Source organism: Mycobacterium sp. 852002-51057_SCH5723018 (assembly GCF_001667035.1).
Lineage (GTDB): Bacteria > Actinomycetota > Actinomycetes > Mycobacteriales > Mycobacteriaceae > Mycobacterium.
The window spans coordinates 220,757-239,255 of sequence record NZ_LZIR01000004.1; the positions used below are offsets into that span (position 1 = coordinate 220,757).

Annotated in this window: 20 protein-coding genes and 1 tRNA gene; 16 read left to right on the forward strand and 5 right to left on the reverse strand. The window is 67.1% G+C overall.

Going from position 1 to position 18,499, the window contains the following annotated elements; translation table 11 throughout:
* Window positions 1-41: 41 nt before the first annotated feature.
* Window positions 42-1,247, reverse strand: coding sequence for an amidohydrolase family protein (locus tag A5764_RS01700; protein WP_067107500.1), 1,206 nt, complete (start codon window positions 1,245-1,247; stop codon window positions 42-44).
* Window positions 1,248-1,471: 224 nt separating this feature from the next.
* Between A5764_RS01700 and A5764_RS01705 the strand changes: the two genes are divergently transcribed.
* Window positions 1,472-2,110, forward strand: a complete 639-nt coding sequence (locus A5764_RS01705) for a TetR/AcrR family transcriptional regulator (protein ID WP_067107504.1) — start codon at window positions 1,472-1,474, stop codon at window positions 2,108-2,110.
* Window positions 2,111-2,207: 97 nt separating this feature from the next.
* On the opposite strand, the gene A5764_RS01710 is transcribed toward A5764_RS01705, so the two are convergent.
* Window positions 2,208-3,224 (reverse strand): TIGR03617 family F420-dependent LLM class oxidoreductase, encoded by a 1,017-nt coding sequence (locus A5764_RS01710; protein ID WP_067107507.1) that lies wholly within the window; start codon window positions 3,222-3,224, stop codon window positions 2,208-2,210.
* A 540-nt stretch (window positions 3,225-3,764) separates the two neighbouring features.
* On the opposite strand from A5764_RS01710, the gene A5764_RS01715 reads away from it, so the two are divergent.
* From A5764_RS01715 to A5764_RS01755, 9 genes are all read left to right on the forward strand, one after another.
* Window positions 3,765-3,830 (forward strand) — tRNA-Phe (locus tag A5764_RS01715).
* A 63-nt stretch (window positions 3,831-3,893) separates the two neighbouring features.
* Complete coding sequence (locus tag A5764_RS01720; RefSeq protein ID WP_067107510.1) at window positions 3,894-4,334, forward strand: helix-turn-helix transcriptional regulator; 441 nt, start codon at window positions 3,894-3,896, stop codon at window positions 4,332-4,334.
* 26 nt (window positions 4,335-4,360) lie between these two features.
* A complete protein-coding gene (locus A5764_RS01725) occupies window positions 4,361-4,792 on the forward strand; it encodes a VOC family protein (RefSeq protein WP_067107514.1) in 432 nt (143 codons plus the stop codon).
* Between the two features lie 325 nt (window positions 4,793-5,117).
* Complete coding sequence (locus A5764_RS01730; RefSeq protein ID WP_067107628.1) at window positions 5,118-5,813, forward strand: M15 family metallopeptidase; 696 nt, start codon at window positions 5,118-5,120, stop codon at window positions 5,811-5,813.
* 60 nt (window positions 5,814-5,873) lie between these two features.
* Window positions 5,874-6,686, forward strand: a complete 813-nt coding sequence (locus A5764_RS01735) for a methyltransferase domain-containing protein (protein WP_067107517.1) — start codon at window positions 5,874-5,876, stop codon at window positions 6,684-6,686.
* A 74-nt stretch (window positions 6,687-6,760) separates the two neighbouring features.
* Complete coding sequence (locus A5764_RS01740; protein WP_067107520.1) at window positions 6,761-8,338, forward strand: methylmalonyl-CoA mutase family protein; 1,578 nt, start codon at window positions 6,761-6,763, stop codon at window positions 8,336-8,338.
* Entirely contained in the window at window positions 8,339-8,731 is a 393-nt protein-coding gene (locus A5764_RS01745; RefSeq protein ID WP_067107523.1) for a cobalamin-dependent protein, read from the forward strand.
* 26 nt (window positions 8,732-8,757) lie between these two features.
* Complete coding sequence (locus A5764_RS01750) at window positions 8,758-9,714, forward strand: LLM class F420-dependent oxidoreductase (protein ID WP_067107526.1); 957 nt, start codon at window positions 8,758-8,760, stop codon at window positions 9,712-9,714.
* Window positions 9,711-10,751, forward strand: a complete 1,041-nt coding sequence (locus A5764_RS01755; RefSeq protein WP_067107529.1) for a CaiB/BaiF CoA-transferase family protein — start codon at window positions 9,711-9,713, stop codon at window positions 10,749-10,751. The genes A5764_RS01750 and A5764_RS01755 overlap by 4 nt, the downstream gene beginning before the upstream one ends.
* A gap of 16 nt (window positions 10,752-10,767) precedes the next feature.
* Here A5764_RS01755 and A5764_RS01760 read toward each other — a convergent pair whose 3' ends face one another.
* Window positions 10,768-11,655 (reverse strand): LysR family transcriptional regulator, encoded by an 888-nt coding sequence (locus A5764_RS01760; RefSeq protein ID WP_067107532.1) that lies wholly within the window; start codon window positions 11,653-11,655, stop codon window positions 10,768-10,770.
* Window positions 11,656-11,814: 159 nt separating this feature from the next.
* On the opposite strand from A5764_RS01760, the gene A5764_RS01765 reads away from it, so the two are divergent.
* Together A5764_RS01765 and A5764_RS01770 are read left to right on the forward strand one after the other, a co-directional pair.
* Window positions 11,815-12,708 (forward strand): SDR family oxidoreductase, encoded by an 894-nt coding sequence (locus A5764_RS01765; RefSeq protein ID WP_067107535.1) that lies wholly within the window; start codon window positions 11,815-11,817, stop codon window positions 12,706-12,708.
* Window positions 12,709-12,728: 20 nt separating this feature from the next.
* Window positions 12,729-13,478, forward strand: a complete 750-nt coding sequence (locus A5764_RS01770; protein ID WP_082951405.1) for an LLM class flavin-dependent oxidoreductase — start codon at window positions 12,729-12,731, stop codon at window positions 13,476-13,478.
* Here A5764_RS01770 and A5764_RS01775 read toward each other — a convergent pair.
* Window positions 13,475-13,789 (reverse strand): DUF4286 family protein, encoded by a 315-nt coding sequence (locus A5764_RS01775; protein ID WP_067107634.1) that lies wholly within the window; start codon window positions 13,787-13,789, stop codon window positions 13,475-13,477. The two genes, A5764_RS01770 and A5764_RS01775, sit on opposite strands and share 4 nt — an antisense overlap.
* A 22-nt stretch (window positions 13,790-13,811) precedes the next feature.
* Complete coding sequence (locus A5764_RS01780; protein ID WP_067107638.1) at window positions 13,812-14,150, reverse strand: 2Fe-2S iron-sulfur cluster-binding protein; 339 nt, start codon at window positions 14,148-14,150, stop codon at window positions 13,812-13,814.
* Between the two features lie 104 nt (window positions 14,151-14,254).
* On the opposite strand from A5764_RS01780, the gene A5764_RS01785 reads away from it, so the two are divergent.
* The 4 genes from A5764_RS01785 to A5764_RS01800 are packed head-to-tail and all read left to right on the forward strand — an operon-like array spanning window position 14,255 to window position 18,409.
* Window positions 14,255-15,673 carry a class I adenylate-forming enzyme family protein gene (locus A5764_RS01785; RefSeq protein ID WP_067107538.1) on the forward strand — a complete coding sequence of 473 codons (1,419 nt, stop codon included), beginning with the start codon at window positions 14,255-14,257 and terminating at the stop codon, window positions 15,671-15,673.
* Window positions 15,651-16,556 (forward strand): acyl-CoA dehydrogenase family protein, encoded by a 906-nt coding sequence (locus A5764_RS01790; RefSeq protein ID WP_067107641.1) that lies wholly within the window; start codon window positions 15,651-15,653, stop codon window positions 16,554-16,556. Before A5764_RS01785 ends, A5764_RS01790 begins: the two co-directional genes overlap by 23 nt.
* Window positions 16,543-17,640 (forward strand): acyl-CoA dehydrogenase family protein, encoded by a 1,098-nt coding sequence (locus A5764_RS01795; protein WP_067107541.1) that lies wholly within the window; start codon window positions 16,543-16,545, stop codon window positions 17,638-17,640. The genes A5764_RS01790 and A5764_RS01795 overlap by 14 nt, the downstream gene beginning before the upstream one ends.
* Window position 17,641: 1 nt before the next feature.
* On the forward strand, window positions 17,642-18,409 hold the full coding sequence (locus tag A5764_RS01800) for an enoyl-CoA hydratase/isomerase family protein (protein ID WP_067107544.1): 768 nt from the start codon (window positions 17,642-17,644) through the stop codon (window positions 18,407-18,409).
* The last annotated feature ends 90 nt before the right edge of the window (window positions 18,410-18,499 follow it).

The window sequence follows — 18,499 nt, forward strand, 5'->3', positions numbered from 1 at the left end:
CGCGTCCCCCGTTGCCGCCAAGATGTCGTGACGTGGTGTCGTTAGGCGAGTACCGACGCGCCGAGCAAGGTGAGCGCGTTGTCGCGCATCACCTTGCGGGTGTCTTCGGCGCTGAATTCGGGGAACTGCGGGATATCGGCGGTAAAGCTCATCGGGTCAGCGAGACCTTCGCCATGGGGCCAGTCCGACCCGAACAGGATTTTGTCGATCCCGATGGTGTCGGCCAGGACCTTGACGTCGTCCTCGTAGTACGGCGTGACCCACACGTTGTTCTTCAGTTGCTCGACGGGGTCCTCTTTGAAGTGGTACGGCGCGCCATTAGCGGCCTTCTTGAGCCGCTTGATCAGCCGGTAGACGAAATACGAGCCGTTTTCGATACTGGCGACCTTAAGCGTGGGGTGGCGGGTGAAGACCTGGTGCACGATCAGCGAGGCCATCGTGTCGTGGATGGCGCGGTCGTCGGCCAGCAGCATGTCGAGCGGATCGCGCTTGCCGAACCCTTCGAAGGTGCCCGTGCCGCCCCACATCGCCGAGATGGCCAGATAGCCGCTGTCGGACAAGTGGAAGATCACCGGCACCCCGGCTTCGGCCAACCGCGCCCATATCGGATCGTGTAGCGGGTCACCCAACGAGCGCGGCTTGGCCACCCCGGGCACCGGCGCCGGACGCACCAGCACCAGCTTGGCGCCACGATCGAGCACGAAGTCGACCTCATCGATGGCCTTCTGTGGATCGGCCAGCGAAATAATCGGCCCGGCCAGAATCCGGTGATCTGGGCGGTCGAAACCCCAGTCCTCGTCAAGCCACAGGTTGAAAGCGTGCACTGACGCCATGGTGGCCTCGACGTCGCCCTTGAGCGCCTCCTCCACACCGCAGGCAAAGGTCGGCAGTATGAAGACGGTCTCGAGGTTCTGCGTGTCCAGGACCTTCACCCGGGCGTCGCGGTTCTGGTATTCCGGGTGATCACCGATCCGATCGACCTTCATCAACGACGCCGGATCCACCCCCTCGGGAATCTCCCCGCGAAACAGTAAGTCCAGGCAACCGGGCTCGATGATCGGGTCGAACGTCGGGTTCGGGATGAAATGGTTGGCTCGCTCGCCCATCAGCGCGATCGTGCGCTTGCCGTCCTGCACCATCTGCACCCCGCGGCGCTTGAACTCCTTGGGAAGGTGGCGAGTGAAGGCGTCCACGGGTTCGTAGTAGTGCTCATCGACGTCGATCGCCCGGTAGCCCAGTGTGGCCATGGCCAAAACCCTTCATCGAGGACGCGGTAAGCCGGCCGAGCTGATCGGACGACACAGAATACGATTCTGAAGAATAAGATTCTTACTCGGCGAAATCAAGGTGCGGCCCCCGCAGCGTCGACTCCAGCGCCGCATGGTCCCGTCCCATAGGCGTCTCACATGGGCGATTTACCTGCGGGGGTCGGCAGCGACAGAACGGCGGCCGACAGAATAGAATTCTGGGCATGCAGAACGTAATGCCGTCCCACGACGGCGTGGCCGCCCGTATCGCCGCCCAGACCGCGGCACGACGGACCAACTACCACAGCGAAGTGCGGGCTCTGTTGGACGCGGCACTGAAGGTGATCGTCGACGGCGGCACCGACGCGCGGGCGCGGGTCTCCGACATTGTGGCGGTCGCCGGGCTGTCCAACGACACGTTCTACCGGCATTTCCCATCCAAGGATGCGCTGATCGCCGCGCTGGTCGAGGACGGATCCGAGCGTGCCGCGGCACACATCGGCCGCCGGATGGCCCAAGAACATGACCCTGGGGCGCAGGTGAAGCGGTGGCTTGACGGGGTGCTGGCCCAAACCGAAGGCACCAACGCGGAAACGACGCTGGCCGTGTTATGGAACAGCGTCAACCTCACCTCGGCGATCCCGATCGGCAGCCAGGTCTCCAAGCGGCCGCTGGCCAAACTCCTGCATGCGCCCTTCGCGGAACTGCGCAGCGCCGATCCGGAGTTGGATGCCGAACTGGTCACGCAAGCCGTGATCGGCCGGGTAGCCGGGCACTTATGGGCCAAGACCACCCCCAGTCGCGCAGAGGCCGAGCACCTGCTGCAGTTCTGCCTCTCGGTGCCGCGCGCGTGTGTCCCGTAAGAGAGAAACACCCCGGCAGCTCCCTGGATGAGTGGTCCGGGGACCGGCTTCGTGAGACGCCCAACTCCGGGTGGGCGCGGCGTCCTGAATCCCGTCGTTAGGCAGGTATGCGGTGCAACGCGGCAACGAGATCAGCAACGTCCGCCGCGTCGGGGGTGTAGCTGGAGAAATAACAGCACACGTCGCTGGCGTGACCACCGAAGCGGGTACCGATCTGCTCTGCGCATTCCTCGGGTGTGCCGACAATGCCGAAGGTGCGCACCATGTCATCGCTAATCAGCGCCCGCATCTCGGCGAACTTGCCTTGCTTGGACAACACATTGAGCGCGGGATGCACGTCGGCAAAGCCCTCCTGCTCGAGCACGGGCAAATAAGCCGGCGTCGAACCGTAGAACCCGATTTGAAAGGCCACGCCGTTGACCGCGCTTGCCAGATCATGCTCAGTGCGGCCCATGGCGATCATGGCCTGGGCCATGATCGCACAGTCATCGGGCACCCGGCCCGAGCGCGCGAGCCCATCGGTGTAGGAGGACAACGTCTTCTCGGTGAAGAACCGGTTGCTGGTTAGAGGGTGGATCAGCAGTCCGTCGGCGACTTGTGCGGCCGTGCGGGTCATCAACGGACCCAGTGCACCCAGCAGCACCGGCGGCGACCCGAACGGATTAGGCCCGGGGTCGAACGCCGGCGTCATCAGGGTGTGGGTGTAGAACTCACCACGAAAGCTCAAGGGCGCGTTGCCCTCCCACGCCGCGAAGATGGCCTTGATGGCCTCAACGTTCTCAGCCATCCGCGCCGCAGGCTTGCCCCACTGCCCGCTGTAACGCTTAACGATGTGCGCCGGGGTCTGCGAACCCAGCCCGAGACGGAACCGGCCCTGACTATAGAGCTGCAGATCGTTGGCGGCATGCGCCAGGTGCAGCGGGCTGCGCGGACCAGCGACAGCAATGTTGGTCATCAATTCCAGATCGCTCACCCCCGCGGCGGCCACCAATGGCAGGAACACATCGTTGGGGCCTTCGAAGCTGAACAGCCCGTCGGCGCCCACCTCAGCGATCTCACGCGCCCGCGCGGCCGCCTTGTCCGGTCGACCGTTGCCCTGCAAATGAACCTTCATGCCAACACCTCATGTCTCCATGACCGGCAACGATGTGCACCGTCCGAAACCGCGGCGAGCCCAGGGACACCCCACGCTGCCGATAGTCTTCTGCGCAGCAAGAATATTGTTCTTAAGAGCCAGAATGCAATGCCGCCCGCTCCGGGACCCAGGAACCGCCGCGACCGGGTTGAGGCCGACGCCCCGGTCGGCGTCCGGCCGACCACTGTCGCTCTCGCGCCCTGCGGCAGGGCGGCCTCGGGCGCTCGTGACCTCCCGCCGCCCGGGGCGCGGCAGAACCGTGCCGTAACGACGTTTGACGTGATGCCGATCCCGGGCCGTGCGTCGACGGCGTCGGTCCGGTGCTTGATGAAGCGATGCCGGGCATCGGGCAACTTCTCCCCGGGAGCCCCCAGCGCGCATCACTGAGTGACGGGCGACGAAGGGTCCCTTGTCGTGAGTGCTGTCACTGTGTCCGGTTTGTGTCCGATCGTCGGACGGGCAGCCTGCGTCAGGCGCGCTCAGCTCGCCGTATTTGGCGTATGGACGTCGTTAACTCGCAGGTCAGCGGTTCATTCCGTCCGCCTGAAAAGCGGAAGGTCGGCGGTTCGATCCCGCCCCTGGCCACCTTCGTTGAACGGCTTCGCGTGGTGGTGTGCGGTCGGCCTGACCGACGGGGAGACTATTGCCGTGGCATCCGTCCCGGTCGCCCGCCACCTGCTGCGCGCGAAAGACCTTGTCGACGCGCGTTACTTCGATCGGCTCTCGGTTGCCGACATGGCCGCGGCCGCCGGATTATCACCGGCACACTTCAGTCGGCGGTTCAAGGAAACGTTCGGCGAGTCGCCCCACCAGTACCTGCTGACCCGGCGGCTGGAACGCGCCGCCGCGTTGCTGCGCACCACCGATTGGGCCGTCGCCACCGTGTGCTTTGAAGTGGGTTGGGGAAGTGTCGGCTCGTTCACGACGAGCTTTCATCGCATATTCGGTGAGACGCCGCAGAGCTACCGCGCCAAGTTTCCACCCGCCGAGCGTCACGTCCGGATCCCCCGCTGCGTCGCACTGGCCTACGGGCGGCCGCAAAACCGCACGTTTCGAGAAGACGGCGGCTCGCCGACGTCCGTAGCTTGAAAGAGCCAACGAAGTCGGGAGGACCCATGATCAAGATCGCCAATGCGCAGTTCTGGGTGCACAACCAGGACGCGGCGCTGGAGTTCTACACCAAGACGCTCGGCTGGGAAGTCCGGGCCGACGTGACCATGGAGGCCTGGAACTTCCGCTGGTTGTGCGTCGGACCGGTGGGCCAGGAGGGCGTCGGGCTCGTCCTCATGCCCGTTCCCGGTCCGCCCATGCTCGACCTCGCTGCCAGCGCACAGCTGGCCGAATTGGTGGCCAAGGGCGCGGGCGGCACGTTGTTCCTCGAGACCGACGATTGCCAGGCCGCCTACGACGAGTTGTCTTCCCGCGGAGTCACTTTCAACGATCCGCCCACCGCGCAGGCCTACGGTATCGACACATCCTTCCGCGACCCCTCCGGCAACAACATCCGGCTGACCCAGGTGCTGGAGTTCGATCCGACGAGGAGCTGACCTCGCCGTCATACGACGCGCGATCAAATATCCCCTACCCGGCGAGGGGCCGGATACTCTTTGATGGAGCTGCTTGGCCTTGTTCCGGCGACGGCAGCCACTCCCGACCTCAGTGACATCAAGGGCGCCAACACCATTCAGCATTCGATCACAGTGGGCGATCTCGACAATCCGTGACGATACGGCTCGCGCCCTTCCGCGGCCGGATGCCACTGACGAAATTGCTATCGCATGTGATAGCGCTTTTCAGAACCGGTCATGGCCGCTTTGGCAGTGGCTGGTGTGGCTCATGTGATCCCCCGTGACGAACGGCGACAATGTGCAGATGCCTCGGGTGGGACGGTTCCTTCGCCTCGCGGTCGCCTTTGGGTTGATCGCCGTTGTCGGTGCGGCGCCGGCCGATGCCGACGTGCCGCCAGTCAGCGACGCGGCGCGCGGCGCCGGATTCGTCGACGTCCGCACTGTAGTCCCCGACGCCATCATCGACCTGCGCTACGCGACCACCAACAATTTCACCCACACTCAGCTCTATCCCTCCGACGCCCGATGCCTTGTCCATCAGTCGATGGCTCCGGATCTCGCGGCGGCGGCGGCGGTGCTCCGCCCGCAGGGCCACGTCCTGGTGTTCTGGGACTGCTACCGGCCGCATGACGTTCAGGCCAAGCTGTTCGCCGTCGCGCCGAATCCTGCCTGGGTGGCCCGGCCCGGCCCGTATGCGCACAGCCACGAGTCCGGCCGGTCGGTTGACGTGACCTTCACCAGCGTCCAAGAGCAATGCCCGGGCGATCGGCAGGTCGACGGGTTGTGCCTGGCCGACATGGGCACCGACTTCGACGACTTCTCCTCGCGCGCAACGGCATACGCGACCCAGGGCGTCAGCGCCGACGAGCAGGCCAACCGCGCCCGGCTGCGCGACGCGATGACCTATGGCGGGCTGACGCCGTACTCGGGCGAGTGGTGGCACTTCGACGGCCCGGGCGCCGCCGTTGACCGGCCGATCCTCAACGTCCCCGTCGACTAGGCGTCTCAGAATATGAGATTAGGATCTCATATTACGAGTCGGCGCGGTAGGCTTCGCGCCATGGACCACGAAGGCCCGGGCAAGTACACGCACGGACATCACGAGTCGGTGCTACGCAGCCACCAGCGACGCACCGCCGAGGACTCCGCGGCCTACCTGCTGCCCCACCTCAAGCCCGGGTCATCCGTGCTGGACATCGGATGCGGTCCCGGCACCATCACCGTCGACCTCGCCGAGCGGGTCGCACCCGCGCCCGTGCTGGCCGTCGACCAATCTGCCGACGTCCTCGACGTGGCGCGCGCCGAGGCCCAGCGGCGCGACCTGACGAACGTGTCCTTCGCGACCGCCGACGTGCACCAGCTCGACTTCCCCGACGACACATTCGATGTCGTCCACGCCCACCAGGTGCTACAACATGTCACCGATCCGGTGCGGGCGCTGCGGGAGATGAGGCGGGTGTGCCGGCCGGGCGGACTCGTCGCCGCCCGCGACGCCGACTATGCGGGCTTCATCTGGTTCCCGCGCCTGCCGGCCCTCGACCTATGGCTGGACCTCTACGACAAGGCGCATCGCGCCAACCACGGAGAACCAGACGCCGGACGGCGGCTGCTGTCGTGGGCTCTCGAGGCCGGCTTTGACGACATCACGCCGACGGGCAGCGTGTGGTGCTACGCGACGCCCGAGACCCGCGAATGGTGGGGCGGCATGTGGGCCGACCGGATTCTGCATTCCGGCGTCGCTCGCCAGCTGCTGGAATCGGGCCTGGCCACCGCCGCGCAGCTCGAGGAGATCTCCGCGGCGTGGCAGGCCTGGGCCGCGGCGCCGGCCGGCTGGCTATCGATGCCGCATGGTGAGATCCTCTGCCGCGCGTAGGGTCGCCAACCTAACACCGCAGGTCAGCACTACGGTATTGGCATTCTCTTTTTTTGCAAGTACGTTATTCATCGATGGATAACGCTGCTCAGACACCGTCGGGCATCCCGCTGCAGCCCGTCTACGGACCGGCGGACAGAACCGCCGAACCGCCGCCCCCGGGGGAGTTCCCGTTCACCCGGGGCAACTTCGCGTCTGGCTACCGGGGCAAGCTGTGGACGTTTCGGCAATACTCAGGCTTCGGCACCGCAGAGGAATCCAACCGCCGCTACCGCTACCTCTTGGAACAAGGCGGAACCGGACTGTCGGTCGCGCTCGACCTGCCCACCCAATGCGGCTACGACTCCGACGATCCCGAGTTCGGCGAGGAGGTCGGCCGGGTCGGCGTCGCGGTGGACACCCTGGCCGACGCCGAGATCCTGTTCGACGGCATCCCACTGGACAAGATCAGCACCAGCATGACGATCAACGGAACGGCGGCCATCCTGCTCGCGTTCTACGTCGCCGCCGCCGAGCGAAAAGGAATCCCGCGGGCCAAGCTCACCGGGACCATCCAGAACGACATCCTCAAGGAGTACGCCTCCCGCGGGACCTGGATCTGGCCGCCGGAGCCGTCGCTGCGCCTGATTGCCGACACCATCGAGTTCTGCGCCGCCGAGGTGCCCAGGTTCAACGCCATCTCGGTGGCCGGGGCGCACTTCCGCGACGCCGGGGCCAACGCGGTGCAGGAAATGGCGTTCACCCTGGCCGACGGCGTCACCTACTGCGACACCGTGGTCGAACGCGGCCGGATGACCATCGACCAGTTCGCGCCGCAGATCTCGTTTTTCTTCTACACCCACGGCGATTTCTTCGAAGAGATCGGCAAATACCGCGCGGGACGTCGTCGTTGGGCCACGATCGTTCGGGAACGCTACGGGGCGACAACGGACAAGGCGTCGATGTTCCGCTTCGGGTGCGTGTGCGGCGGCGCTTCGCTGTACGCCCCGCAGGCGCAGAACAACCTGGTGCGGGTGGCTTACGAGGCGATGGCGGCGGTCTTGGGCGGGGTGCAGTCGATGTTCACTGCGGCCTGGGACGAACCGTTCGCGCTGCCCACCGAGGAGTCCACCACGCTCGCGCTGCGCACCCAGCAGATCCTGGCCTACGAGACCGGTGTGGCCAGCGTCGCCGACCCGCTGGGCGGCTCCTATTTCGTCGAGGCTCTGACCGATGCCACCGAGGCCCGCATCGTCGAGATCATGGACGACCTCGAACGACACGGCGGAATGGTCAGCGCGATCGAGGACGGCTATCTGCAAGGGCTGATCGCCGACGAAGCGTTCCGGATGCATCAGGACATCGAAGCGGGCGCCCGACCCGTCGTCGGGGTCAATCGATTCGTGTCCGAGGAGCCCGAGCCCGACGTTGTGACCTACGAGCTCGACGCCGAGGGTCGCGAATTGCAGCTCAAGCGGCTCTCCAAGGTGAAGGCCGAACGAGACACGGCCGCGGTGCAATCCACACTTGCCGCGCTGTCCCGCGGCGCCGAGGGCACCGACAACCTGATGCACAGGCTGATCGACTGCGCCAACGCGTACTGCACGGTGGGTGAGATGGTGTCCGCCCTGAAAGCGGTGTGGGGCGAATTCCAGCAACCGGTGGTGTTCTGAATGGCCGCGCGGATCCTGGTCGCCAAGCCCGGCCTCGACGGACACGACCGCGGCGCCAAGATCGTCGCCCGCACCCTGCGTGACGCGGGTTTCGAGGTGATCTACACCGGCATCCGGCAGCGCATCGAAGACATCGCGTCGATCGCCGTGCAGGAAGACGTGGCGGTGGTCGGCCTGAGCATCCTGTCCGGTGCCCACCTGGCGCTCACCGCGCGCACCATCGAGGCGCTGCGCGCCGCCGACGCCGCCGACATCGCCGTGGTCGTCGGCGGCACCATCCCGCACGCCGACGTGCCCAAGCTGGTGTCCGTCGGCGCCGCCGCGGTGTTTCCCACCGGGACACCGCTCGACGTGCTGGTGCGCGACATCCGCGCGCTAACCGGTAGCCCCTAACCCGTCCCGAACGAAACAGAGGAATCGTGCGCATCGGAGTGATGATCGGACCCGAGCGCGGGGACTCCGCGCGCAAGGTCACCCGGATGCTGGCCGACATCGACTGGGCCGAGACCGCCGGCCTGGACAGCGCCTGGATCCCGCAGATCCCCAACGACTTCGACGCACTGGTGGCGGTCGCCCTGATGGCGACGCGCACCAGCCGGATCGAGCTGGGCACCGCGGTCGTCCCCCTGCAGGCTCAGCATCCAATTGCCTTGGCGCGCCAGGCCTTATCGGTGCAGGCTGCCACCGGGGGCCGGCTGGTGCTGGGGGTCGGGCCGTCGCACCACTGGATCGTTGACGACATGCTCGGGATTCCCTACGCGCGGCCCGCGGCCTACACCCGGGACTTTCTCGAAGTGTTGCACGCCGCCTTCGCCAACCCCGGCCCCATCGACGTGGAAAACGACACCTTCCGGGTGCACAATCCGCTCGACCTGGGACCGGTCGCGCCGTTGCCGGTGCTGGTGGCAGCCCTCGGACCGGTAATGTTGACCATCGCCGGAGAGCGCGCCGACGGCACCGTGCTGTGGATGGCCGATGAGCGCGCCGTGGCCGAGCACGTCGTGCCGCGCATAACCAAGGCCGCCGACAACGCCGGGCGCCCGGCGCCCCGCATCGTCGCCGGCATCCCGGTATGCCTCTGCGCGGCAAGCGAAGTCGATGCCGCGCGCGAGCGGGCCAACCGGATCCTGGGCGAGGCCGAGGTCTCGCCCAACTACCAGCGGCTGCTCGGCTACGGCGACGCCAAAGACGTCGGCGACATCTGCGCGGCCGGTGACGAGGACGCGATCCTGGCTCGATTCCGCCGATTTGCCGACGCCGGAGTGACCGATCTGTCGGTGCGCCTGCTGCCGATCGGCGAGAGCCGGGACGAACTCGTCGCCTCCAAGCGCCGGACGCGTGAGGTGATCGCCGCGCTCGCAACGGAGTTGCGTTGACGACCGGAAACCCAGGACCGCTGGCGGGAATACGCATCCTCGAGGTTGGCACCATGCTGGCCGGCCCCTACGCCACCATGCTGCTGGCCGACCTCGGCGCCGAGGTGACCAAGATCGAGCCCCGGGGCGGGGAGATCTCCCGGGGGGTCGGTCCCAGCTACTTCGCGAGCCTCAACCGCAACAAGTCCAGCGTCTGCCTCGACCTGAATTCCGAAGCGGGACAACGACACTTGGGCGAACTGGTCGCGGAATCACACGCCCTACTTGTCAACCTCAAACCGTCGGCCATCCGCCGGCTCGGGCTGACCTACGAACAGTTGCGGCAGCACAACGAACGGATCGTCTGCGTCGCGATCACCGGCTTCGGCCTGAACGGCGGCGACGATCCGGCGTTCGACTACGTCGTCCAGGCGTCGACCGGGATCGCCGCCATGACGGGCGACCCGGACGGACCGCCCACACTGCCCGGCTATTCTTCGGCCGACAATTCCACCGGAATGTGTGCCGCACTCGGGCTTTTGGCCAAAGTGGTCTCCGGCACCGGCGGACAAGTGGATGTGTCGCTGCGCGACGTCATGCTGTCGCAGCTCAACTACCACGCGTCAGCCTACCTCAACAATGGGGTCGAGCCGCAGCGCCGGCCGAACGGGGCGCACTCCTATTACGTTCCCGCCCAGCTATTTCCAACCGCAGACGGATATCTCGCCCTCTTCATCACCCACGACGGATTCTGGAAATCGTTTGCCGCCGAGGCGGGCATCGGCGGTTTCGAAACGATGGCCGAACGGGTGAGCCGCCGCGACGACGTGCTGGCCGTCGTCACCGCGATGCTGGCGACCGACACGGCGGCCGGCTGGGAACGGCGACTGCGTCCACTCGGTGTTCCGGCGGCGGCCGTGCGGACGCTGCCCGAGGCGCTCAAAGCGACCCCGGAAGTTGTTGTGACGGCGGGTGATTTCCGCCTCGTCGGCAACCCGATCCACGTCTCCGGCTACGAGCCCGCCTACCGGCCGCCCCCTGAACTGACCGAGGGCTAATCTCCGATGGTTGGCGTCAAGGGTTGAGGTGGGCTTCGGCGAGCTTGCGGAACGCCGCCACCAAACGACTGCGGTCCCCGGCCCGGGTCGCCAGCACGACATGACTGGGCTCGACGCCTTCCAGCGGGACCGTGGTGATATCCGGCCGCAGGCTGTTTCCCTGAAAGCCGGCGGTGATGGCCACCGCCTGCCCCGAGGCGATGAGTTCGAACTTGTCCTCGAGCGCATCGATGAACGGACCGTCCGGTGCCCGGCGCCCATCGGGACGAGGATCTATGCGCCAGAAGGCGCTCCAGGCCGGATCGGAGTGCCGCACCCGCGGCATGGGTTCGTCGGCTATGTCGTCGAGGGTGACCGATTCGCGGCCGGCCAGGCGATGGTCTACCGGCACCGCCAGTACCCGGGGCTCGTCATACAGGACCGTCACGTGCAGCTGGTCGGTGGGGAACGGCAGCCGGGTCACGACCGCGTCCACCCGATGGTCGAGCAGCGCGTCACGGGCTTTATCCCAATCCAGGTGTGTGACTTGCACATCCGCGTCGGGGTGCTCGCGGCGTAACTGGCGCACCGCCGGCGTGACGATCATGCCCGATGTGTAGCCGATGGCGATCCGGCTGGGCTGGGCGGCGGCACGGGCCTGCGCGGCGGCTTGAGCGGCCGAGCGCAACACCGCCCTGGCGCGAGGGAGGAACACCTCACCGGCCTCGGTCAGCCGGGTGCCCTGCGGCGTTCGATCCAGTAGCCGGACGCCCAGCTGCTGCTCGAGGCGACGGATCTGGCGGCTCAGCGACGGCTGCGCGACGCGCAGCACGTCGGCCGCGCGCCCGAAGTGTCGGTGCTCGGCCACCGCCACGAAGTACCCGACCAGGCGCAGGTCGAGATCCACCGCCGGCGAATCAGCCATGCGCGCATCGTAACTTAATCGCCCTGCGTGCTGCACCTACCGGCGCAACTGAACTGCGGTGATGCCTAAATCGCATCGCGCTATCCGGAATAGGACTTGGACGCCGGGCCCGAGTCGGTCATTGACTGGATGGCAGCGACACGAAGGGAGATTTCAGCCATGCACGTCTTTGTAACCGGCGCCACCGGCCACATCGGTTCCGCCGTCGTCGACGAACTCGTCGCCGCCGGGCACCGGGTCACGGGATTGGCACGCTCCGACCAGGGCATCGCGGCCCTCGAGGCGAAGGGCGTGACGCCACACCGCGGCGACCTCGAGGACCTCGACGGCCTGCGGAGCGCCGCCGCCGCGGCCGACGGCGTCATCCACCTCGCGTTCCGCCACGACTTCGACGATTTCGTGGGCGCCGCCGAGACCGATCTGCGCGCCGTCGAGGCGATGGGCGAAGCGCTCGCCGGCTCAGACCGGCCTTTCGTCAGCACCTCGGGAACGCTGCTGCTCGCGTTGTTCGGGCAAGGCGGCGTGGCAACCGAAAACGACACGGCGCCCGGCGGGCCGCGGGTCGACTCGGAGAACGCGGTGATCGCGCTGGCCGACCGGGGGGTGCGGTCGTCGGTTGTCCGGCTCGCGCCGTTGGTGCACAGCGACCTGGATCACCATGGCTTCGCCCACCAACTCATCAACACGGCCCGCGATACCGGGCGGTCCGCCTACATCGGCGACGGTTCGAATCGCTGGCCGGCGCTCCACACGCTCGACGCGGCGCACCTCTACCGGCTGGCGCTCGAAAAGGCGCCCGCGGGAACGCGTTTGCATGGGGTGGCCGACGAGGGCGTGCCATTCCGTGACATCGCCGCGGTCATCGGCCGCCACCTGGGTGTGCCGGCGGTCGGCATTCCCGCCGAAGAGGCCGGCCATTTCGGCTTTCTCGCCATGTTCGCATCTCTGGACAACCCGACGTCGAGCGCGCTCACCCAGAAAGTGCTCGATTGGCATCCCGAACGGCCCGGGCTGATCGAAGACCTCGGCGCCGGCCACTACTTCGGCGAGTGAGCGGCGCCGTGGCTGACGCCGTGGTCGACGCGGCGCGCCGGACGCTGGGACCGGTTGGCGCGTGCCTGCCGGTCTCCTTCACCGGCGCCCCGCACGCCGAGTTGCAACGACAGGCCGTGGGCCGGTTGGAACGCGCCGGCTACGGCGCCATCTGGACCAACGAGGTCATCGGCAAGGACGCCTTGGTCCAAGTCGCCACGCTGTTGGCCGCGACCGACCGGATGGTGTTCGGCACCTGCATCGCCAACATCTGGGCCCGGGCGCCGCAGACCATGCACGCGGCGGCTTCCCAACTGGCAGAGGCCTATCCGGGCCGGTTCGTGCTCGGGCTCGGGGTCGGCTACCCCGAGCAGGCGGCCAGCACCGGCCAGGAATTCGGGAGCCCGCTGGCCACCATGCGCAACTACCTACACCGGATGGATAGCCCCACCTGGCCGCCCGCGCCCGACGCACCGTATCCGCGCATCATTGCCGCCAACGGCCCGAAAATGCTTGCGCTGGCAGGTGATAGCGCCGATGGGGCGCTGCCGGCCACGCGGCCTCCGGAGTTCACCGCCCAGGCGCGGCAGGTGCTCGGGCCGGACAAGCTCTTGGTTGTCGGGATGTCCGTCGACGCCGACAGATCGCAGGCAGCTGCACAGCAGGCCGTGCGAGAGCAGCTGGCCGCCGGGGCGGATCACGTGACGCTTCTGGGGCCCATCGGCATCGAGTTTGACTCGGGCATAAGCCAACTCGAACAGCTGGCTCCCGCGCTGGCCGAACTTGGCTAGCCGCTGCACTCGGCGGTCACCTCGAGCAGCCGGGGGATCGGCGGCGGATCCAACTGCAGCGCGTCCGACATGTGCAGCGCGCCCGCGCTGGCAATCATGTTGTCCAGGATGGCCTGCAGATCGTCGCCCTCGATTTCATAGATGGCCACATACGGGCCCTCGCCGTTGACCGGACGCATCCGCCGGGCCGAGACGAATCCTTCGAGGGCCACCAGCTCGCCCAAATGGACGTCGTCGTACCAGGTGTTGTACTCCTGCTCGCGCTCGGGCGAACTGGGCCGGCTCTCCACGAGGATGATGCCCTTGGCCATCGCGGCCACCTCTCTGTGACGACTACTCGTAGCGCACCGTGATCGAAGCCGTGTCGGGTACGCCCTGGCACGTCAGAATGTAGCCCTCGGCCACCTCGTCGTCCTCGAGAGCGTCGTTGACGCGCATGGTGGCGTGGCCTTCCTCGAGCCGGGCCATGCACGTACCGCAGTTGCCGGCCTCGCAATTGAACGGCGGATCCAGGCCGGCCCGTCGCGCGCTCTCCAATAAGGTCTCACCGGGGACCAGCGGCACCGATACCTTCTTGCGATCGAGGTGGATCGTCACCGTGCCGGCCTGGCCACCGTTTGATGCGGGATCTGTCACCCGTCGGGTCTCCTCGATGGTCCGGGTGAGCGTCACCATGACCGCTCCCCTCCGTACTTGCGTTCTTCAGTATAGAGAATACTATTCTCGCTAGGCGATAGGATCTTCTCAAGACATCGGGACTGCTGGGAGGGACGGACGTGACCGAGCCGCCCGCGCTCGTGTTCGAGGAGCGGCCATTCAGCGGGCCTCAGCTCGACGCGTTGGCCGACGGGCTGGCGGGCGCCCTGATCACGAGGGGCGTCAGCGCTGGTCATCGGGTCGCGGTCATGGCGTCCAACCGGCCGGAGTTCGTGGCCGCGGTGCTGGCGATCTGGCGGCTGGGCGCCACGGCGGTACTCATCAGCCCGGCGTGGAAGCGCGACGAGGTCGACCACGCACTTGCGTTGACAGACCCGGCGCACGCCGTCGGTGACCATCCCGTGCTGGCCGGCCTGATGCCGATGCTGCACCTGGATGAACCGATTCGCCCCGGCGAGCCGGTGGTCTCCGTCCGGCCGCCGGTCGGGGCCGACGCGGTGCTGGTATTCAGTTCCGGCACCACCGGCCTGCCGAAGGCCGTCCGGCACACCCACGCGGCGCTCGACGAGGCCGTGGGGCACTGGCGCGATGCGTTGCACCTGACCCGGCGCGACCGCATCCAGATCGCGACGCCACCGTCACACATCCTTGGCCTGCTAAACATCCTCACCGCGCTGCGGACCGGCGCCCGGGTGCGCCTGCATCCGCGGTTCGACATCGACCGAGCCTTGCACTACATCGAAAGCGACCGCATCACAGTCGAAATGGCGGTCGCGCCCATCGCGCTGGCCATCGCCTCACACCCCGAGCTTGAGTCCTACGACCTGTCCTCGCTGCGGTTCATCATGTGGGGAGCGACACCGGTCAGCCCCAGCGTCGCCGAAACCGTGACCCGGCGAACCGGCGTCGGATGGGTGCCTGCTTACGGCACAACGGAATTGCCCGTCATCGCTTGCAATCCCGTGGAGGGGGCCAGGCTGGACTCCGTAGGGCGCCCGGTGCCCGGGGTGGATCTGCGGGTGGTCTCGCTCGACTCTGGCGAGCGGGTCTGCCCGGGGGAGGTGGGCGAGATCCAGGCTCGGTCGTTGTCGCTCATGGCCGGCTACCTGCCGTCCGGGGCGACCGCCGAGGCGATCCGCGACGGCTGGTACCGCACCGGTGACGTCGGCTGGCTCGACTCCGACGGGTGGCTGCGGATCACCGATCGTCTCAAGGAGATGATCAAGGTGCGCGGCTTTCAGGTCGCGCCGGCCGAAATCGAGACGGTGCTGCACGGACATCCGGCCGTCAAGGACTGCGCGGTGTTCGGCGTTCCCGACGCCATCAACGGCGAAGCGATCGTCGCCGCCGTCGCCACACGGGATCCCGCGGAGAGGGAGCGGCTCGCCGCAGAGCTGTCCGCCAGGGTGGACCAGAGGCTGGCGTCCTACAAACGACTGAGCCGAGTGGTTTTCGTGGACGATATTCCGCGCCTGCCCTCGGGCAAGGTGCTGCGTCGAGTGCTCAAGGAGAGCTATGGATGTACGTCTGACGTCTGAACAGCAGCAACTCCGCGACGCCGCCGCCAAGCTGGCCGACGATCTCGGTCTGGGGGCCGTGCAGGACCTCGACGATGCGAGCCGAATCACGCGGTTGGACAGGCAGATTGAGACGACGGGCTGGCGGGCGCTGCGTTCTGACGGGGCCTCCGGCGTCGAAGTGGCCATCGTCGCCGAGGAATTCGGGCGCCGACTGATCGACGCGCCGTTTCTGGGCCCGGTGTTGGCCGACGATCTGGCACGCCACATCGATGCCGACGCCCGCGCAGCGACCTTCGCGGAGGGCGGTCTGGCAATCGACTCCCGGGGCGCCCAACGGGCTTTATCGCTTTCCGGCACCACGGTTTTGGCGAGCGACCTGGGCCCGGGTCGAGTCGGTGCCGACCTGACCCGTGCCGAAGCGGAGACGGTGGGCTCGCCGCAGCCCCTCGGCGAGGTTGACCCCGAGGTTGCGGCGCGATGGCTGGCCTTGGCGCTGGTCACCACCGCTGCCGACCTGGTCGGCACCGCCCGCGGCGCGCACGGCGTCACATGCGACTACGCGAAAATCCGCGAACAGTACGGCAAGACGATCGGCTCCTATCAGGCGGTAGCGCACATGTTGGCGGAAAGCCTTGCGCTGATCGAGGGTTCGGTCAGCGTGCTGCGCCATGCCGCGTGGGGGATCGACGAGCTGACGCCCGTCGAGGCCATTCGGGCCGCCCAAATCGCCAAGGTCTACTGCGCGCGCGCCACCCGCACCGTCTGTGAGAGCGCCGTGCAGGTGCACGGCGGCATCGGCAATACCTGGGACTGCCTGATCCATGTATACCTACGCCGCGCACTGACGTCGACCGAACTGTGGCCGATAACGCTGAAGGAGATCGACTTTGGACTTTCGTGATTCACCCGAGGAGGCCGTCTTCCGGGAGCGGCTGCGCTCGTGGCTTGCGGTGCACGCCAAGGAATATTCCGGCTCCGGTGACGAATACTGGCAGCGCATGGCCGACTGGCATCGCGCCTTGTACGACAACGGCTTTTTCGGCCTGTCCTGGCCCCGCGACTACGGAGGCCAGGAATTGCCGCCCGTGTACGACGTCATCGTGGACGAAGAGCTGGTTCGCGCCGGCGCCCCGCCACGACCGAGCGTCGGCTACCTGGTCTACGGCATCGGCCGCCACGCCAGCGAAGAACTGCGCAAACGCTTTGTGCCCGGCATCATCAACGGCACCGAGCGATGGTGCCAGGGCTTCAGCGAGCCCGGTGCCGGCTCGGATCTGGCATCGCTGACCACCACCGCCACCCGCGAGGGCGACACGTATGTGGTGCACGGGCACAAGATTTGGACGAGCTACTCCGACGTCGCCGACTGGTGCTTGTTGCTGGCCCGCACGGACCCCCAGGCCAAACGCCACCGCGGATTGTCGGCGTTCATCGTCGAAATGAAACAGCCCGGCGTGCAACAGCGCCCGCTGCGCATGATGAATGGGGTCACCAACGAATTCGGCCAGGTGTTCTTCGACGGCGCCAAGGTGCCCGCGGACCGGATGGTCGGCGCACCCGGCGAAGGCTGGGCCGTCGCCATGACCGTCGTCGGACACGAGCGCGAACCGTCCACCCTCGGCTACGCGGCCCGCTATGGCAAGCTTGTGCGAAACCTGTTCGAGCGCTGGGATTATCGCGAAGGTCCGGTCCCGGAGGAGCTCGCATGGGCGGCCGTCCAGTCGGAAATGCTGACACATCACGTCCGGCGGCGGCTCTCCGAACAGCTGGACGGCGTGTCGCACGGGCCAGAAGGATCGCTCGACAAGCTGCTGATGACCTGGGTCGAGCAGTCCGTCGGGCACGCCGCACTGGCAGTCGCGGGGACCCGCGACCCGGACCTGCTCAGCGCCTACCTGTATAGCCGCGCGCAGAGCGTGATGGGCGGGACATCGCAGATACAGAAGAACATCATCGCCTCGCGAATATTGGGACTGGGAGTCTGACATGTACGACATGCCAACCGAAATCGATGTCCGCACCGACGGTGCGCTGCGGATCATCACCCTGAACCGCCCCGAGTCGCTCAATTCGGTCAACGACAATCTGCACGTCGGGCTGGCGCGGCTGTGGCAGCGCTTGACCGATGACCCCACGGCCCGCGCGGCCGTGATCACCGGCGCCGGGCGGGCATTTTCGGCCGGCGGTGATTTCGGGTATCTCCAGGATCTGGCGAACGACGCGGACCTGCGTGCCAAGACCATTCGAGACGGGCGCGAGATCGTGCTGGGCATGGCGCGGTGCCGAATTCCGGTGGTGGCGGCGGTAAATGGGCCGGCCGTCGGGCTGGGCTGCAGCCTGGTCGCGTTGAGCGACATCGTCTACATCGCCGAAGACGCCTATCTCGCCGACCCCCACGTGCAGGTGGGGCTGGTCGCCGCCGACGGTGGGCCGCTGACCTGGCCGCTGCACATCAGCCTGCTGCTGGCGAAGGAGTACGCGCTAACCGGCACGCGGATCCGTGCCCAACGTGCCGTCGAACTCGGCTTGGCCAACCACGTGGTCGCCGACCCCGTCGCCGAGGCGATCGCTTGCGCCAAAAAGATTTTGGAGCTGCCCCAGCAGGCGGTGGAGAGCACCAAGCGGGTGCTCAACATCCATCTGGAACGCGCGGTCCTCGCCAGCCTGGACTACGCGCTTTCGGCCGAACACCAGTCGTTCACGACCGAGGACTTCCGTTCGATCATCACCAAGCTGAACGCCGGCAAGAACTGACCCGCCGAACCGCGGGCGTAAACCCCCCGCCGAATTAGCCGGGCGTATTTTCCGGGGGGGTTATCCCCCCGGGGGGTGGGGCCCAGGACC